General features: G+C 35.1%; 19 protein-coding genes and 1 riboswitch. Of the genes, 10 read left to right on the forward strand and 9 right to left on the reverse strand.

The features are described from left to right. Positions 1 to 3 precede the first annotated feature (3 nt). The 9 genes from KYI10_00225 to KYI10_00265 all read left to right on the forward strand — a co-directional run bounded on the left by KYI10_00225 (position 4) and on the right by KYI10_00265 (position 8275). Complete coding sequence (locus tag KYI10_00225; GenBank protein QYA32915.1) at positions 4 to 687, forward strand: type 1 glutamine amidotransferase domain-containing protein; 684 nt, start codon at positions 4 to 6, stop codon at positions 685 to 687. A gap of 22 nt (positions 688 to 709) precedes the next feature. Next, positions 710 to 1375 (forward strand): NAD(P)-binding oxidoreductase, encoded by a 666-nt coding sequence (locus KYI10_00230; GenBank protein QYA32916.1) that lies wholly within the window; start codon positions 710 to 712, stop codon positions 1373 to 1375. 3 nt (positions 1376 to 1378) lie between these two features. Beyond that, a complete protein-coding gene (locus tag KYI10_00235; protein ID QYA32917.1) occupies positions 1379 to 2380 on the forward strand; it encodes an NADP-dependent oxidoreductase in 1002 nt (333 codons plus the stop codon). Between the two features lie 197 nt (positions 2381 to 2577). Further along, positions 2578 to 3060 (forward strand): pyrimidine dimer DNA glycosylase/endonuclease V, encoded by a 483-nt coding sequence (locus KYI10_00240; protein QYA32918.1) that lies wholly within the window; start codon positions 2578 to 2580, stop codon positions 3058 to 3060. Between the two features lie 90 nt (positions 3061 to 3150). Next, positions 3151 to 4521 carry a branched-chain amino acid transport system II carrier protein gene (gene brnQ / locus KYI10_00245; protein QYA33855.1) on the forward strand — a complete coding sequence of 457 codons (1371 nt, stop codon included), beginning with the start codon at positions 3151 to 3153 and terminating at the stop codon, positions 4519 to 4521. 183 nt (positions 4522 to 4704) lie between these two features. Then, a complete protein-coding gene (locus tag KYI10_00250; protein ID QYA32919.1) occupies positions 4705 to 5151 on the forward strand; it encodes a DUF2243 domain-containing protein in 447 nt (148 codons plus the stop codon). Further along, the gene (locus KYI10_00255; GenBank protein QYA32920.1) at positions 5141 to 5902 is read left to right on the forward strand and encodes a cytochrome c oxidase assembly protein; all 762 of its coding nucleotides are present in this window, start codon (positions 5141 to 5143) and stop codon (positions 5900 to 5902) included. Before KYI10_00250 ends, KYI10_00255 begins: the two co-directional genes overlap by 11 nt. A gap of 195 nt (positions 5903 to 6097) precedes the next feature. After that, on the forward strand, positions 6098 to 7288 hold the full coding sequence (locus KYI10_00260) for an FAD-dependent oxidoreductase (GenBank protein QYA32921.1): 1191 nt from the start codon (positions 6098 to 6100) through the stop codon (positions 7286 to 7288). A gap of 54 nt (positions 7289 to 7342) precedes the next feature. Continuing rightward, positions 7343 to 8275 (forward strand): 2-dehydropantoate 2-reductase, encoded by a 933-nt coding sequence (locus KYI10_00265; GenBank protein ID QYA32922.1) that lies wholly within the window; start codon positions 7343 to 7345, stop codon positions 8273 to 8275. Between the two features lie 18 nt (positions 8276 to 8293). Here KYI10_00265 and KYI10_00270 read toward each other — a convergent pair whose 3' ends face one another. From KYI10_00270 to KYI10_00300, 7 genes are all read right to left on the reverse strand, one after another. Then, positions 8294 to 8782: a CHAP domain-containing protein gene (locus KYI10_00270; protein ID QYA32923.1), complete on the reverse strand. Its 489-nt coding sequence runs from the start codon at positions 8780 to 8782 to the stop codon at positions 8294 to 8296. Between the two features lie 33 nt (positions 8783 to 8815). Next, positions 8816 to 10303 (reverse strand): catalase, encoded by a 1488-nt coding sequence (locus tag KYI10_00275; protein ID QYA32924.1) that lies wholly within the window; start codon positions 10301 to 10303, stop codon positions 8816 to 8818. Positions 10304 to 10518: 215 nt separating this feature from the next. Next, positions 10519 to 11469, reverse strand: a complete 951-nt coding sequence (locus KYI10_00280) for a 2-hydroxyacid dehydrogenase family protein (GenBank protein ID QYA32925.1) — start codon at positions 11467 to 11469, stop codon at positions 10519 to 10521. 132 nt (positions 11470 to 11601) lie between these two features. After that, positions 11602 to 12522: a 3-hydroxyacyl-CoA dehydrogenase gene (locus tag KYI10_00285; GenBank protein QYA32926.1), complete on the reverse strand. Its 921-nt coding sequence runs from the start codon at positions 12520 to 12522 to the stop codon at positions 11602 to 11604. A 112-nt stretch (positions 12523 to 12634) separates the two neighbouring features. After that, positions 12635 to 13399 carry a homoserine O-succinyltransferase gene (locus KYI10_00290; protein ID QYA32927.1) on the reverse strand — a complete coding sequence of 255 codons (765 nt, stop codon included), beginning with the start codon at positions 13397 to 13399 and terminating at the stop codon, positions 12635 to 12637. Between the two features lies 1 nt (position 13400). Beyond that, on the reverse strand, positions 13401 to 14678 hold the full coding sequence (locus KYI10_00295) for an O-acetylhomoserine aminocarboxypropyltransferase/cysteine synthase family protein (GenBank protein QYA32928.1): 1278 nt from the start codon (positions 14676 to 14678) through the stop codon (positions 13401 to 13403). Between the two features lie 63 nt (positions 14679 to 14741). After that, a riboswitch (SAM riboswitch) is annotated at positions 14742 to 14837 on the reverse strand. Positions 14838 to 14911: 74 nt separating this feature from the next. After that, a complete protein-coding gene (locus KYI10_00300; GenBank protein QYA32929.1) occupies positions 14912 to 15694 on the reverse strand; it encodes a hypothetical protein in 783 nt (260 codons plus the stop codon). 161 nt (positions 15695 to 15855) lie between these two features. Here KYI10_00300 and KYI10_00305 point away from each other — a divergent pair, with 161 nt between their 5' ends. Continuing rightward, complete coding sequence (locus tag KYI10_00305; GenBank protein QYA32930.1) at positions 15856 to 16374, forward strand: hypothetical protein; 519 nt, start codon at positions 15856 to 15858, stop codon at positions 16372 to 16374. A 104-nt stretch (positions 16375 to 16478) separates the two neighbouring features. Here the strand turns inward: KYI10_00305 and KYI10_00310 are convergent, their stop codons facing one another. After that, the gene (locus KYI10_00310) at positions 16479 to 16796 is read right to left on the reverse strand and encodes a thioredoxin family protein (protein ID QYA32931.1); all 318 of its coding nucleotides are present in this window, start codon (positions 16794 to 16796) and stop codon (positions 16479 to 16481) included. Between the two features lie 25 nt (positions 16797 to 16821). Beyond that, positions 16822 to 17310 (reverse strand): N-acetyltransferase family protein, encoded by a 489-nt coding sequence (locus KYI10_00315; protein ID QYA32932.1) that lies wholly within the window; start codon positions 17308 to 17310, stop codon positions 16822 to 16824.

The following is a 17310-nucleotide window of genomic DNA, read 5'->3' on the forward strand; positions in this document are numbered from 1 at the left end:
ACAATGAAAAAGGCATTGATTGTTGTAACAAATATTGCGAAGTATGAAACTATAGAGAGAGCTACAGGAGCATGGTTTTCAGAAGTGACGCATTTTGCTAAGGATTTCTATGATGCAGGATATGAAGTAGATTTTGTTAGCCCTAATGGAGGATATGTTCCTTTAGATCCAGTAAGTTTAAATACTGAAATGATGTCTGAGGAAGACTGGGCATACTATACGGATCACGAGTATATGAATAAGTTTGGAAATTCATTATCGCCGTCAGAGATTAAAGCTGAGGATTATCAAGCAATCTATTTTGCTGGAGGGCATGGTGTCATATGGGATTTAAGAGATAATAAGCAGTTGAATGATATTGCATTAAGTATTTATAATAATAATGGGGTTTTATCATCAGTATGTCATGGTGCAGTTGGTTTACTTAATATTGAGCAAGATGGAGAATTTATTGTAAAAGGTAAATCAGTAACTGGATTTACAAATAGTGAAGAATCTGCAAATGGAACTATTGAGCATATGCCTTATTTATTGGAAGATGAATTTGTGAATATTGGTGCTAACTTTAAAAAGGAAGCAGACTGGAGTGCTTATGCAGTAGTAGATGGTCACGTCGTTACTGGACAAAATCCGCAGTCTGGCCATGCAGTTGCAGAGAAAGTATTAGCGATATTAGATAATCAATAATAAAATTTTAGGAGTGATGAAAATGAAATCTTTAATCATTGGAGCAAATGGTGGCGTTGGTAAACATCTCGTACGTAAATTGAATGAACGTAATATTGACTTTACTGCCGGTGTTAGAAAAGAAGAACAAGTAGAAGCTTTGAAGTCTGAAGGTATGGATGCAATATATGTTGATGTTGAAAAACAATCGATAGAGGAATTAGCAGCACTATTTAAATCATATGACCAAATTTTATTTTCTGTGGGCTCTGGTGGCAATACTGGTGCTGATATGACGATCATCGTGGACTTAGACGGTGCAGTAAAAGCGATAAAGGCAAGTGAAATTGCAGGAGACAAACATTTTATTATGGTATCAACTTATGACTCACGTAGAGAAGCTTTCGATGCATCAGGAGATTTAAAACCATATACAATAGCAAAACATTATGCTGATGAATATTTAAGAAGTACTCAATTAAAATATACGATTGTTCATCCAGGTGCATTAACCGATGATACAGCTATAGGTTTATTCGATATTAGTAGTCAGTTTACAGATGTTAAACACCCGTCGATTACAAGAGAAGATGTTGCAGAAGCCTTAGTTTCAGTACTAACAGATACTAGACTCAAAGGTCGAGAGTTCCAGATAATCAATGGTGAATTAAATCTAGATGATGCAGTCATCAAATACTTGGGGGAATAATGAATGAATAATGAACAAATTGTACTTGCTAAACGTCCTGAAGGACTACCACAAGCTGATGTATTTCGATATGAACCGATTGAGATAACAGCGCCTGAAGAGGGTGAAGTTCAAGTAGAATCTATCTATATCTCAGTTGATCCTTATATGAGAGGACGAATGAATGATACAAAGAGCTATGTTCAACCTTATGAAATCGATGCCCCGATTCATGGACATATCGTCGGAAAAATTATTCAGTCAAAGCATGCACAATATAAAAGTGGAGATTATATAACAGGGATATTACCTTGGAAGAAAGTGAATACGATTAGTGCAGACAAAGTAACCAAAGTTGCTTCTGAATCTGTACCTTTGTACTTATACTTAAGTGTATTAGGTATGCCTGGTATGACGGCGTATACAGGACTATTGCAAATAGGAAAGCCACAAGAAGGTGAAACCGTAGTGGTTTCTGCAGCTTCAGGTGCTGTGGGTTCAGTTGTGGGACAAATTGCCAAGATTAAAGGTGCACGAGTTGTGGGTATTGCAGGTGGGGAAAAGAAGACCTCATATTTAAAGGATGTGCTAGGTTTTGATGCTGTAATAGATTATAAAAGAGATGATTTCACGCAGCAGCTAAAATCTGCGGTACCAGACGGTATAGATGTGTATTTTGAAAATGTTGGTGGAGAAGTGTCAGACGAGGTTTTCAAATATTTAAATAAATTTGCTAGAATTCCTGTATGCGGTGCAATTTCAACGTACAATAGTAAAGAAGATATCGGACCAAGAATCCAAGGTACGTTAGTAAAAAGTCAGGCACTTATGCAAGGCTTTGTAGTAGCGCAGTTTGCTGAACACTTTAAAGAAGCGAGTGAACAATTAGCGCAATGGGTAGCAGAAGGTAAGGTTAAATCAGAAGTAACGATTGATGAAGGATTTGATCAGCTGCCATCAGCCTTCAGAAAGCTATTTACAGGAGAAAACTTTGGGAAACAAATTGTCAAGGTGGCAGAAGAATAAAGGAAAGACATGAGAATATTAATATCGAAATTATGCTCAGTACAAAGTATGTGCGTTAATCATGTAAAGATTACAGCAATTACTTTAACTGAATATATGGACTTATCGTTTTGTGGCTATCATCCACAAAACGATTTTTTTATGGATTTGATACAAATAAGGTATGATAAAGTAAATAAAAATTAAGGAGTATTATTATGCAGATCTTTAGAGTACATCCAGAGCATGAAATAAGTGCACGATATTTAGATAATAGACGGTTATCAAAGCAAGTGCTTGAACTATATCAAATTATTAGAGTGTGTCTCGCAGAGATGAAACTTATTGAAGGAAACACCAGATACTTGCATCATCCAATAGTAAAGCATGTCTATAATGAAGGACAACCATATATTATGGACACGTTCAAAATGCTTGAAGCAATGGATAAAGAGCATCTAAGAAGAGGTGGAAAACGTTCTCAAAACTTTAGGGAAGACTTGAAGGTTTTAGAAAACCAGATAGTGCAGTATGAAACTAAGTTTAGTCCATCACCACTACCGCCGATTTACGTATATGGGGATGATAAATTATATGGTGATGAAGTATATGAAGCTTATAAACGACTCCTTGAATTAAAATGGGAGAACGATACAATTGCACCTAGATGTAATATTATACAATATAAAAGGAAAAAGTAAATATACTTTTTTAATTAATCAGAAAATTCATATACTCAAACATATTTTAAAGTGATATAATTAAAAACTAAATTCACAATGAAGGAGTGTATGATTATTAACGCTAAAACGAAATTAACATTTAAAGAAAATATGTTTATCGGATCAATGCTGTTTGGACTGTTCTTCGGGGCTGGAAATTTAATTTTCCCGATTCATTTCGGTCAAACAGCAGGTAGCAATGTATGGCTTACAAACTTAGGATTTCTCATTACCGCGATTGGTTTACCATTCTTAGGTATAATCGCCATTGGTATATCTAAAACAAATGGTGTATTTGATATTTCAAGTCGAGTTAACCGTTCATATGCATACATATTCACGATCCTTCTATATTTAGTGATCGGACCGTTATTTGCATTGCCAAGACTTGCCACAACATCCTTTGAAATTGGTTTTTCTTCATACGTGACAGAACAAAACGGAAAATTGTTTTTATTTATTTTTAGTTTATTATTCTTTTTAGTTGCATGGATGTTCTCACGTAAACCTTCTAAAATATTGGATTATATCGGTAAATTCTTAAATCCTGTCTTTTTATTTCTTTTAGGGATTTTAATGTTACTTGCATTTATTAAACCGATGGGAAGCATTGGAAGCGCGCCTGTACAGGCCGACTATCAATCCAACGCCGTACTTAAAGGTTTTATCGATGGCTACAACACATTAGACGCGCTCGCTTCACTTGCGTTTGGTATTATTATTGTAACGACAATTAAGAAATTAGGGATTACAAACCCTGCGCATATCGCGAAAGAAACGGTGAAATCCGGATTTATCAGTATTATACTTATGGGACTAATCTATACATTGCTTGCCCTCATGGGAACGATGAGTTTAGGCCAGTTTAAAGTGAGTGAAAACGGTGGGATTGCATTAGCTCAAATTGCACATTACTACTTAGGTGATTACGGTATTATTTTATTATCATTAATCATTATTGTAGCTTGTTTAAAGACAGCAATTGGATTAATTACAGCATTCTCAGAAACATTTACAGAATTATTCCCGAAACGTAACTATTTAATGTTTGCAACAGTTGTGAGTATCGTTTCATTCGTCATTGCTAATGTGGGATTAACAAAGATAATTACATATTCTATACCAGTATTAATGTTTTTATATCCATTAGCGATCACGCTTATTTTACTGACGTTATTCAGTAAGTATTTTAATCATTCACGTACAGTTTATCAATTTACAACGTACTTTACGATGATTGCAGCGTTTGTGGATGGTTTAAAAGCAAGTCCTGAGTTTATTGCGAATACAGCATTCGCCAAAGGAATCGTGAACTTTGGAGATCACTATTTGCCCCTCTCCTCGATCGGGATGGGATGGGTATTGCCGGCAGTAATCGGATTTGTGATTGGATGTATCGTTTATTTAGCAAGAGGGAAGAAGTCCATCACAGAGGCTTAATATTTCACGTGAAACATCTTACAGGAAATCTGTAAGGTGTTTTAAAATTATGAAAGATAGAAATCATTCAATTCCGTATTTCTTTAATAATTGAAGATAAATAAAATATCTGACTTATTATCTTTTTTTCATTAACTCTTGTTTAAGAGGGTATGTGAAAGAAGAATATAAAGGAGGGTTTTTATGGTAGATAAACAGATAAAATCATATCGCTGGTCAGGTTTTATGTTCGGTATCGGGCTGGCTGGATTTATTGATGAGATTATTTTTCATCAGTTCTTGCAGTGGCATCATTTTTATGACAAGATGACAAATAAAGTTGGCTTGATTTCAGATGGAATACTTAATGCAATGTGCGGCTTCTTTATAATATTCGGTTTATTCTTACTGTCTGATGCACGCAGAAAAGTAAAGGTTAACTGGCGTTATTGGCTAGGTAGAGCATTAATGGGTATGGGATCATTTCAAGTATATGATGGAATTATTAATCATAAAGTATTAAGAATGCATCAAATAAGGTATGTAGATAATGTAATTACATATGACATTGTCTGGTTGATTACAGGGGGTCTCATGATTTTAATCGGATATTTACTTTCAAGAAAAAGAGACATCATACATGCAGCATAATAGTGCTACTTTTATTGTAATTGGATTAATCCTTGCGCTTTGGTATAGCAATATGTACTTAAAAGATCGAAGCTGGCCATTACACAGACTTTTATTATGGATAGCTGGTCTTATTTTTGGAGCGAGTGTTATGGTAGAACCATTTGCTTCAATGATGCACCATCGCTTTGATTATCATATGTACGGTCATTTATTGCTTGGGATGCTTTCACCACTATTACTTGTACTTAGCAGACCAGTTACGCTGTTATTAAAGACGAGTTCTGTTAACTTTAGTAGAAAAGTGTCGCGTTTGATGCAATCTAGATACGTTTCTTTTATATCACATCCAGTGACTGCGCTTATACTAAATATAGGCGGATTATGGGTGCTCTATCGTACCCCATTATTTTCTCTTATGCATGAATCGATGTTAGTTTATTATCTGGTACATCTTCATATATTTTTAGCAGGCTATCTTTTTACAAGTGTGATTCTTGCTTTCGAACCGATGATGCATAGATATTCATTTAAGTTGAGATCTATTGTACTCATCGTATCTATTGCATTACATCAGATATTATCTAAGTCGTTTTATCCTTATCCTCCCGTTGGCGTCGAGAAGATAGATGCAGAAAAAGGAGCGATGATTATGTACTATGGAGGAGATGTCATAGAACTTATTATCATCTATTTGTTATGTCGAAATTGGTATTACTCTGTGAGACCCAATAAACATTTAATAATACAAAGAAAACCTGAAGATAGATGAGAGCAGTCAATACTTTCTAGATTATTATTCTAATAAAGCGTAGCGGAGTTTAATCATCTCACTTTTAAATTTTTAAACATTAACAACCGCTAACTCACTATCGATGTTGTCGTTTTGCATTTGACTTATAAAATTGGGAATATCAAAAATTATGAACTAAATATTATCATAACTACATGGAAAGAGGTAATCGATATGCATAACGGAAATTTGTATTGGCCCCATACATATGTGAAAGAAGATTATAATGATAGTTTAGAAGCGGAATATGATGTTGTGATTATCGGTGGAGGGATGAGTGGTGCACTTTGTGCTTACCGTTTCTCGAAAGCAGGATATCGCACGCTTATTGTTGAACAACACGAAATAGGTAGCGGTAGTAGTGCTGCAAATACAGGATTAATGCAATATATGAGTGATAAACTGCTGCATGAATGTGTTGAGGATTTTGGAGTATTAGAAGCTTATCATTTTTATAAAGCGAGTAAAGAAGGTTTACAAGACATCGGAGAGATTTCAAAGTTACTGCATCCGGATGTTAATTTTATACAAAGGGATAGTTTATTCTATGCATCTAAGAAAAAACATCGACAAACGATTATAGATGAATACAATGCATTGAAACGCTATGGTTTTCCGGCGGAATATGTGGCAGATGAACGGTTGAAATCAGAATATGGAATAAATAAGCATAACGCACTGATAACTCGTGAAGATGCTGAGATTAATCCATATATATATGTTAATGAACTCGTTAAATATGCACATACACATTACAATCTCCATTGTATTGAGCATTGTGAACTTACTTCTTATAAAGCATATGATGATATTATTGAATGTAAACTTGCGGACCGAAAAGTATTGGCAAAACATCTAATAATGACAACTGGCTATGCTAAAAATAAGATAACAAAAAAATTTATTCATAGAGAAGCATTTGTAGCCAGTTATGCTGTAGTAACAAAACCGATTCATAATAATTTCTGGAAAGATAAAGTGATGATCTGGGAATCTGCCAGACCATATCTATATATAAGACATGTCCCAGGAAATAGAGTGTTGATTGGCGGTCTAGATGAGTCTACAGATAAAATTCCATCAAAGCGACATATTGACAAAAGAGGGAAACAATTAATAAAAGCATTTAATAAGTTGTTTTCTAATATAGAAGTAGAGATGGATTATGCATATGGAGCACGCTTTGGTGAAACAAAAGATGGGAAACCGTTTATCGGCAAGCTAGAAGATAATGCTGAAGTTTATGGTCTATATGGTTACGGAGGAAATGGGACTGTGTATTCATCTTTCGGCAGCAAGTTGCTACTGGATATGATAGACGGGAAGTACAATCCTCTAAGCGAGATATTTAAATTGAAAAGATAGATGGATTTTTGGTATCAGAACGAAGAATAAGAAGACATTTAAGGAGGAATTCATATGTATAAAATCGCAATCGCCGGAGCAGGTGCAATGGGTGGTAGAATTGGAACTTATTTAAAGCAAAACGGTGAAGACGTGGTGTTGATTGATCGTTGGCAAGATCACATCGATGAAATCAACAAAAATGGTATGGAAATTCAAACAGAAACAGAAACATATACGCTTCAAATACCAGCGATGCAACCGGAAGAAGTTAAAGAAAAATTTGATTTAATTATATTATTAACGAAAGCAATGTATGCAGATGATATGTTAAAAGCATTAAAAGACATTGGTGCAATTACTGAAAGCACGGCAATTCTTTCAATGATGAATGGATTAGGACATGCAGATTACTTGTCGAAGTATGTTCCAAAGTCTCAAATTTTCTTAGCGGTAACAATGTGGACAGCAGGTCTTAGAGGACCTGGTCAATTGTTACTTGAAGGGAAAGGTGGTATAGAATGTCAACGTTCAGATGGACAACCTGATGAACGTACTGAAAGGATTGTGCAAGTATTAGATAACGCAGGATTAAATGCTAAGATTAGTGACGATGTATTCTTCTCAATATGGTCTAAAGTAGCAGTGAATAGTGTGCTGAATCCTTTATGTACAATCCTTGATAAAACGATTGGAGAGTTTGGTGAATATGAAGATGCACGTGAAATGATAACGCCAATATTAAAAGAACTTGTTGCAGTGGCAAATGCACGTGGTACGAACGTTGTATTTGAAACGTTGCTAGCGAAGATTGAGGCTACTTATCCTAATGAAGCGCAGGGATTACATCATCCGTCGATGCACCAAGATTATACGAATAAACGTCTGACTGAAATTGATTATTTAAACGGACAGATTGCTAAATATGGTGATGAGCTCGGTATTGAAACACCTACAAATGACTTAATTACGCATTTGATTCATCAGTTGGAAATGAAATATGCATAAAAAAGAAGCTTCCTAAATTTAGGAAGCTTCTTTTTGTTTAGGATTAACTTTAGGATGAATAATATTATAACGTGTCACATCTTGTGGAGTTAATATTCTACTCGTAATTTTGAAAGGCTCTGAGTAATTCATTTCTGATATCTTAAAATTACCATTTTTATATACATGCTCAATATATGCAACATGGCCCAATGACCCTCTTGAAGATTGTAATATGGAACCTTCTTTAGGTGTTTTGTTGACGAGATAACCATCTTTTTGTGCTGCATCAGCCCAATATTTTGCGTCATGCCAGTCACGTTCAATCATTGTTTCATTCTCTTTCACTTTATCGAATGCATAGGCAGTACATTGTCCATCCGTGTAAGTATTTAAAGCCATTGGATCTGGCAAGAGGGAAAGAGTAATCTCGTCAAATTTATTAGCCAGTTCATGTTTGTTTAACAACGTATATAGACCAGCACTTAAAATTATGATTACAAATATCATTGTTATGAATCTTTTCATTACAATCTCCATTATGTGGATTTAAATTAATGATTATTTATCTTCAGCTTCTAAATCTACATCGTTAATATTAATGCCCATTGCTTGAGCAACACCTTGTCCGTATAACGGATCTGCTTTATAACAATGTCTGATGTGACGATGTTTAATATGTTCTGAAACTGGCGCCATTTCATTTGCAGTATTTTCGAATAAACGCTGTTGTTCTTCAGGTGATAATAGGTTGAACAGACGTCCTGGCTGTTCAAAATAATTATTATCATCTTCACGGAAGTTCCATTCGTAAGCTGCACCATCAAGTTCTAATGCAGGTTTTTTATAACGTGCATCATCTTGGTGATCACCATACTGATTTGGATAGTAGTTAGTATGACCTCCTAAATTACCATCGACACGCATTTGTCCATCACGAGAGAATGGGCATCCCCCTCCTGTTAGGCCTTTTGGCTGGTTCACTGGTATCTGGAAGTGATTAACCCCTAGACGATAACGTTGCGTATCTCCATATGAGAATAAACGCCCTTGTAACATCTTGTCAGGAGAGAAGTCAAGTCCAGGTATAATATTAGTAGGTGCAAATGCAGCTTGTTCCACTTCAGCAAAATAGTTTTCTGGATTACGATTTAATTCGAATTCTCCTACTGGAATTAATGGATACTCACCTTTGTACCATACTTTTGTTAAGTCGAATGGATTATCTTTATGGTTTTTTGCTTGTTCATCTGTCATGACTTGAATATACATTTTCCATTTTGGGAAATTACCTTCTTCAATTGCATTGAATAAGTCGCGCTGACTTGATTCTCTATCGCTTGCAATAATAGCATCTGCTTCATCTGAAGTTAAGTTCTCAATGCCTTGTTCAGTTCTAAAGTGGAATTTCACCCATACGCGTTCACCGGCGTCATTATACATGCTGTATGTATGAGAACCAAACCCGTGCATGTGTCGGAAGCCATTTGGAATACCACGGTCACTCATTAGAATTGTTACTTGATGTAACGCTTCAGGAAGTGAAGTCCAGAAATCCCAGTTACTTTCAGGGTTATGCATATTAGTCTTTGGATCGCGCTTCACAACGTGATTTAAACTTGCGAATAATTTAGGGTCACGGAAGAAGAATACAGGTGTATTGTTACCTACTAAATCCCAGTTTCCATCTTCTGTATAAAATTTAAGGGCAAATCCTCTGATATCGCGTTCAGCATCTGCTGCTCCACGTTCACCAGCTACAGTAGAAAAACGTGCAAACATTTCAGTTTGTTTACCGATTTCTGAGAAAATCTTAGCACTTGTATATTGTGTAATGTCATGTGTAACCGTAAAAGTCCCGAATGCACCGGAGCCTTTGGCATGCATTCTTCTTTCAGGAATGACTTCACGGTCAAAGTGCGCCATTTGTTCCAAGAAGTAGATATCTTGCATTAGTAATGGACCACGAGGACCTGCAGTCATTGAATTTTCTCTATCTCCAACAGGTGCACCAAATAAACCACGTAATTTTTTGTTGTTATTTTCCATAGTTACCTCCCAAATTATAATAATTATTTCTTAATAATTATTATAATGTACAAAAAAGATAAATGCAACTAGAACGATGAATTTATTATTAAATAGATAATAACAATTGGTAGAAAGTGTTGCCACTTATAATTATGAAAATTAAAGAACGTACAGTAAGTAAAGTTTTACTGAACTGCACGTTTTTAAGGTGTAATACGAATATTATAGGTCTGTTAGTTGATAATATATTCAGGTGTCTTGTCATTAAGCTTTTTAAAGATATTTTGTGTTACGATATCAGCCATCATATCACGTGCTTCAAATGTTGCATTGCCAATATGTGGTGTAATCACAACGTTATCTAATGTTTTGAGCTTGTCGTTAATTTCAGGTTCAAATTCAAAGACATCAAGTGCGGCACCTTCAATTACTTTGTCTTCTAAAGCATCTGCTAAAGCTGCTTCATGTACGACGGGACCACGAGAAGCATTAATTAAATATGCAGTAGGCTTCATCATTTCAAGCTGTTCTTTATCGATCATATGTTTCATAGAAGGATTGTATGCAGCGTTGATTGTAATAAAATCAGATTGCTTAAGTAGTTCTTCTAAAGAAACGTATGTTGCATCAATTCCTTTTTCGCGTTCTTCATGGCGATTTGGACCCGCATATAAAATGTTCATGTCAAAACCTTTCGCACGTCTTGCTACAGCTAGTCCGATTTCACCTAACCCGATAATTCCTAATGTTTTTCCGGATACTTCTCGGCCACGAAAGAACAGAGGTGCCCAGCCATTAAAACCAGTTGTACGGCATAAATTATCTCCTTCAACAACACGACGCGCACTTGCTAAGAGTAGAGCCATAGTTAAATCGGCTGTCGCATTTGTTGAAGCTTTTGGTGTATTGGTAACATCAATGCCTTTTTCACGTGCGTACTTATATTCAATATTATTAAATCCTGCACCGTAGTTAGCGATGATTTGAAGATTGGGTGCTGCATCAATTACTGTTTTATCAACATTTGTAGATAATAGGCTTACGAGTGCATCTTTATCTTTAATACGATCAATGAGCTCTTCTTTTGTGATGAGTTTTTCTCCTTCAAACAAATCAACTTCAAAATGCTCTTTTAAAAAGGCTAAGCCTTTTTCTGGAATTTCACCTGCTACTAATACTTTCATATATGATCCCCTCCGTAACTTTTATTTACCTTTATCTTAACAAATTAAAATGTAGTTTCATATTATATGGTATTCATTTCATAACTATGGTTATAACTGCAGATGGTTTATATAAAAAGAGAGATAAGGGGATTACGCATCACCCTTATCTCTTTTTTTCATAGTTTTTTTAACAAAGCTTTCTTCTCTATAACTAGGGTTAGGATATTTGTAAAATCCTTCTCCAGTTGAAGTACCTAAATTCCCTTTGTCGACGTAGTCTTTTTTTAGCATTTCAGCAACTGCATGCATAGCTGGATTTGCACTAGCAGAAGCAGTAGCAATATTATAAGCGGTATTTAAACCTACGACATCTAAAATAGCAAATGGTCCTAGAGGAGCGCCGGTTGCTGCCATCCAAGTACGATCAATCGTTTCGATATCTGCAATACCATGAGCGTATAATTGTTCAGCAGCCTGTAGTAATGGTACAAGCAGAGAATTTAATACGTATCCAGGCTGTTCTTTTTTTACATGTATTGGAATCATGCCTATTTCAGCAGCGAAAGTTAGGACATCCTGAACATACTGTTCATGAGTTCTATCATGTCCCATAACTTCACCCGTATTATTTTTCCACACTTCATTAGCGAAATGCAGCGCGAGGAATTTCTCTTCTCTTCCTGTATATTCTCTGAATTGACTTGGCATCATTGTAGATGAATTCGTTGCAAAAATAGTCTTTTCTGGTGCAAGATTAGCCACAGATTTGTAGAAATCTACTTTAATATTGAATAATTCAGGAATTGCTTCAATCATTAAATCTGAATCTTTAAGAGATGCCTCTAGGTCAGATGTAATTTTAATTTTATTCAAGGTCTCCTGTGCCAGTTTTTCATTATTGAAATAATCAGCATATATTGGTACTAATTTCTGTAATTTCTCTCGTCCTGCTTTAACAGCCTCATCATTTATATCATACAACGTGACCTTAAATCCAAAGAATGCAGCTTGAAAAGCAATTTGGCTACCTAAGACGCCTGCTCCGACGACGGTTACGTTTTTAATATCCATATCACCATCTCCTAAATATGTTATTGTTTTTAATATATCACAATATTCTGAATATAAAAGGACAGCTAATGGCTATCTGTATGATAAAAGACAAATGATGTGAATTTGACGTTTATTCTTTTTTTAGAATAAATTTATAGATTTCTTCAGCACTACTATACCATCTTGCTTCTAAAGGTGTGATAGAGTCATCTATAAAATAATTTTCAGGGATAGGGGTATCACTATTTATTTTTAAATCGCGTTCATATTCTTTAGCTAATGTATATTGATTGTATTCTAAATGTCCGGCAAAGTAATAATCAGTATGTTTTTTATTCGTTATTATGTCGATATCATTTCCTTTATACGATATTAAGCTCAGATCATTAATTGCTTTTATTTCGGGGTTAATTTGCATGTACCTAGACTGAGGTGAATAATAGTATGTTCTATCTTTATAAAGGGGATGGGATGGATTAATGTTATAAAGATATATTCCCGACAACTTTTTCTCATTTTTTATAGGTTTGATACCGTAGTTCTTATAGAGGGCATACTGTGTTGCCCAGCAAATGAAAATCCTTTTTTTAATATGTTCTTTGGACCATTCTATAATTTTATTGAGTTCATCAATATAGGTAACTTCATTAAATTCCAGATGCTCTAGCGCTGCACCAGTAATAATCATGGCGTCATAATCAGTATCCTTAATATCTTTCAAACACTTATAATGCTGCTTTAAGTAGGAGATGCTCGTATTTTTGTAATGGTGTGAAGTCAGATAGAGATATTCAGTCTTAATATCAAAACTTAATGCATCTGTTATTCTTTTAAAGTGTTGTTCTGTTGCTTGTTTATCTGGCATGAGATTGATGATGAGAAGACGTACTGTCATATTATATTGCAGAGAGTCCCTTCTCTAAATCAGCTATAATATCATCAACATGCTCAATCCCGATAGATAAACGGATGGTTTCTGGTCGAACACCAGCTTCAAGTTGCTCGCTGTCAGTCAATTGTGCATGCGTGGTACTTGCAGGGTGTATTACTAGTGATTTAGCATCGCCGACATTTGCAAGCAATGAAAATAATTCTAGTGATTCAATGAACTTCTTACCAGCTTCATAACCTCCAGTAACACCACATGTAAAAATAGATCCAGCACCATTAGGTAAATACTTTTGTTTTAAGTTAAAGTATTTGCTTGAAGATAATCCGGCATATTTCACCCATGCAACTTTTGGATGTGATTCAAGATACTCTGCTACTTTCTGAGCATTTTCTACATGTCTTTCTACGCGTAAGGAAAGTGTTTCAAGTCCTTGGATTAGTAAGAAAGCATTAAATGGTGAAAGTGATGCGCCAGTATCTCGTAATAATGTAGTACGAATCTTAGCAGCATATGCAGCGTCTTTAAAGGCTTCTGTAAATACTAAGTTATGATATGATGCATCAGGTACAGAAAGCCCTTCAAATTTGCCGTTATCCCAATTAAAGTTCCCACCATCTACTATAATTCCGCCGATAGAATTACCATGTCCACCAATAAATTTAGTGGCTGAATGCACAACGATATGAGCACCGTGTTCAATTGGACGGAATAAATAAGGGGAAGCAAATGTGTTATCTACAATCAGTGGAATATCTGCTGACTTTGCGATGGCTGACAGTTGTTCGAAGTCTTCGATATTACCTTCAGGATTACCAATCGTTTCAATAAAGACAGCTTTAGTATTACCTTTAATAGCATTTCTAATATTGTCGATATTTGAAGTGTCTACGATATCAACCTCAATACCATATTTCGGTAAAGTGTGACTGAATAATGTATGTGTCCCGCCATATAGTGATGCAGATGAAACGATATGATCTCCACTTGATGCAAGTGCTAAGATTGCATACGTAATTGCGGCCATGCCCGAAGATACTGCCACAGCAGCAACGCCTCCTTCAAGCTGGGCAACACGTTCTTCTAAGACTGCGTTTGTAGGATTAGTCAATCTTGAATAAATATTACCTGCTTCTTTCAAACCGAATAAATTAGCAGCATGCTCCGTGTCATCAAACACGAAAGAAGAAGTTTGGTAGATAGGCACAGCACGTGAATGAGATGCACTATCAACTGAATGGCCGGCGTGAACCTGAATGGTTTCAAAATGGAATGAATTTGTCATATGATGACCTCCTTGTAAATTAATATAAAAAAAGAGTCTACCTAAAAGATAGACTCATAAAATACCTTATCTTTCAGGATATACCTGCTGGAATTAGCACCTAAATTAATAGGTTGCCGGGTTTCATAGGGCCAGTCCCTCCACCGCTCTGGATAAGTATATGAAATTGTTAATTAGTATAATATAACGCATTTTAAAAATTGTCAAACTATAATTTGAATTTTTAAAATATTTTATTCTAAGGTTATGCCTTCTTCGTTTCTATGTTGATTTGATATTTTATACATCTCTGAACGTAAATTTAATATTTCGTCATAGACAGCATCCAGTGATCCAGTTTGCAACGGGTCGAACGTAGTATATGTTTCGCTTGCTTCGGATGTAAGTTCAATATGAGCAATTTCTTCAATAACAGCGTCTTTCCGTAATTCTGAAATCGGTTTAATCTCATCATAAATTTCGGCATATAATGTTATTTGATTGTACTTCTTACGTGCATGAAATCTTATAAATTGTTCATTGTATTTAAAATAATGTAAGTTATGAAATGTTTGATTCATAGTTGTCTTGATCGGTTGATTAAGAATAAACTTCATAAGATGTTTATTGAAATCTTCAATTTTTAATAAATGTCTTAATAAATTAATTTTCAATAATTTACTTTCACTTTTATGAATGGCATGTATGTATTGAGCGATTTTCACTATAGAGACCTCTTTTGTCCAGGGGAAGTACGGAAATGTTACCATCACAAGATTAATATGTGCCTGTTTAATATGCAACGCAAGTCCTTTAAGTGGTACTAGATTAGAAGGTACATTTCTATTGGGAGGTGCGTCTGAAAGTCTGACAATCACATCTAATTGTGTATCGTCTAAATTGAATATCCGTTTTCCCATCTCATTTAACTGTAGTTTCCCTATATATTGGTTTCCTTTAGCATGTGCTCTTTTAGCACCTCGTGTTGTAGTTGCATAGCGTTCAATTGTATCAACGATAAAAGTAGCGTTATCCATAAAGTCACCTGCTTGTTATTTTTAATATGTTTACCCATATTTTAAATATATAATACTACATACAAATTTTTATTCCTCAAACATATTTGAAAACGCTTACTTTATCTCTTGTTTTTCGATATAATGGTATTAAGAGATGTTAAATGTTAGGGGGAATCTATATGAATAACCACCAGAAAGTATTGGTGTTTGGATGTTTACTAGCAATTATTTTATTTTCACTGATTGTATGGCAGAAATTACCGCAGGATACAGCGCAACATGAAGTGAAGACGAAAGAAATTAAGGCGATAGAAAAAGGCACCTACAATTCTATGGAAGAAGCGCAAAAGGCATTGGTGAACGATGTGATTAAAAGTGATGATCTTGTATCCGCAATCTATACGCCGAATAAAAAATGGAAGACACCATTTTATGTTATACAAGTTTCATACAAAGAAAATAAGCAGACATACTCAGGGTTTGCTTTTGTTGTACCGGAAAATGGGAAGTATAAACTAGAGCTTGCTGATATTAGAATAAAAACATATGATGGGATGCAACCGATTAAGGACAGTATAAAAATAGGTGAGAATAAAGTGCATATTTATGTAGGCACACCACTTGATAACCCATTTGCAGATAGTATCAGACATTCTTTTGTAGACGATAGTATAGAAGTGGCGTTCCAGGTAGAATAGAGTACGATTATAAGAAGGGCATATCCGCTATTAAATAACCTGAGCGATGCAGAAAATATTATTTCTGCATCGTTCAGGTTCAATGATAGATGGAGTGAAGGTAATTAATATTCTTGAAGTAGTTGATTGATACGTAGCTTTAGCATATCAAAATCGATAATACGAGCTTGTCGATGGTACTCTTTCTCATGATTAAATAAAATGACGACAGGTGAAGAAAATAAACTGAGCTGGCCCGCAGCTTCTGGAACTTCGTCTGCGAGTAGATATACAGATGGTATATTTATATCTGTTGCAATAGCCTTAACTTTTGGATAATCTGCATGACATACTGAACAACCAGTAGTCATGACGTATACAAGTGCCTTTTCGTTGTTTTGTAAAAAGGATTGTAATTCATCATATGCATGGATTTGTTTCATGTGAAACTCCTTTATTATTTATTATTTATTTCAAGAGTAACTGATAGAAATCAAGATCAAGCCATTTATTAAACTTATAACCAACGTCCTTTAAAGTGCCTGTATATTTAAAATTAAATTTTTTGTGTAGATAAATGCTACCTTTATTTTCTGAATCGATACCTGCTACCATTGTCTTGTAACCTTCGCTGCGTGCACTATCGATAATATGACTCAGCAGTTTTTCTCCGATACCCATATGTCTGAAATAAGGTGAGACATATACAGAGTGTTCTACGGTAAATTGATAAGCTGCAAAGTTTCTGAAAGGACCATAAGTAGCAAAACCAGCTACACGACCATCAATTTCAAAGATAAACACTGGATACCCTTGCTTTTCTTTTTCCATTAACCATTGTTTACGTTCCAGCAAACTCGTTTTTTCATAAGTATATATTGCTGTTGTATTTAAAATGGCATGATTATAAATGTCCAATATTTTCGGTAAGTCATTCTGAGTTGCATGTCTAATCAT

The organism is Macrococcus sp. 19Msa1099 (assembly GCA_019357535.2).
Classification (GTDB): Bacteria; Bacillota; Bacilli; order Staphylococcales; family Staphylococcaceae; genus Macrococcoides; species Macrococcoides psychrotolerans.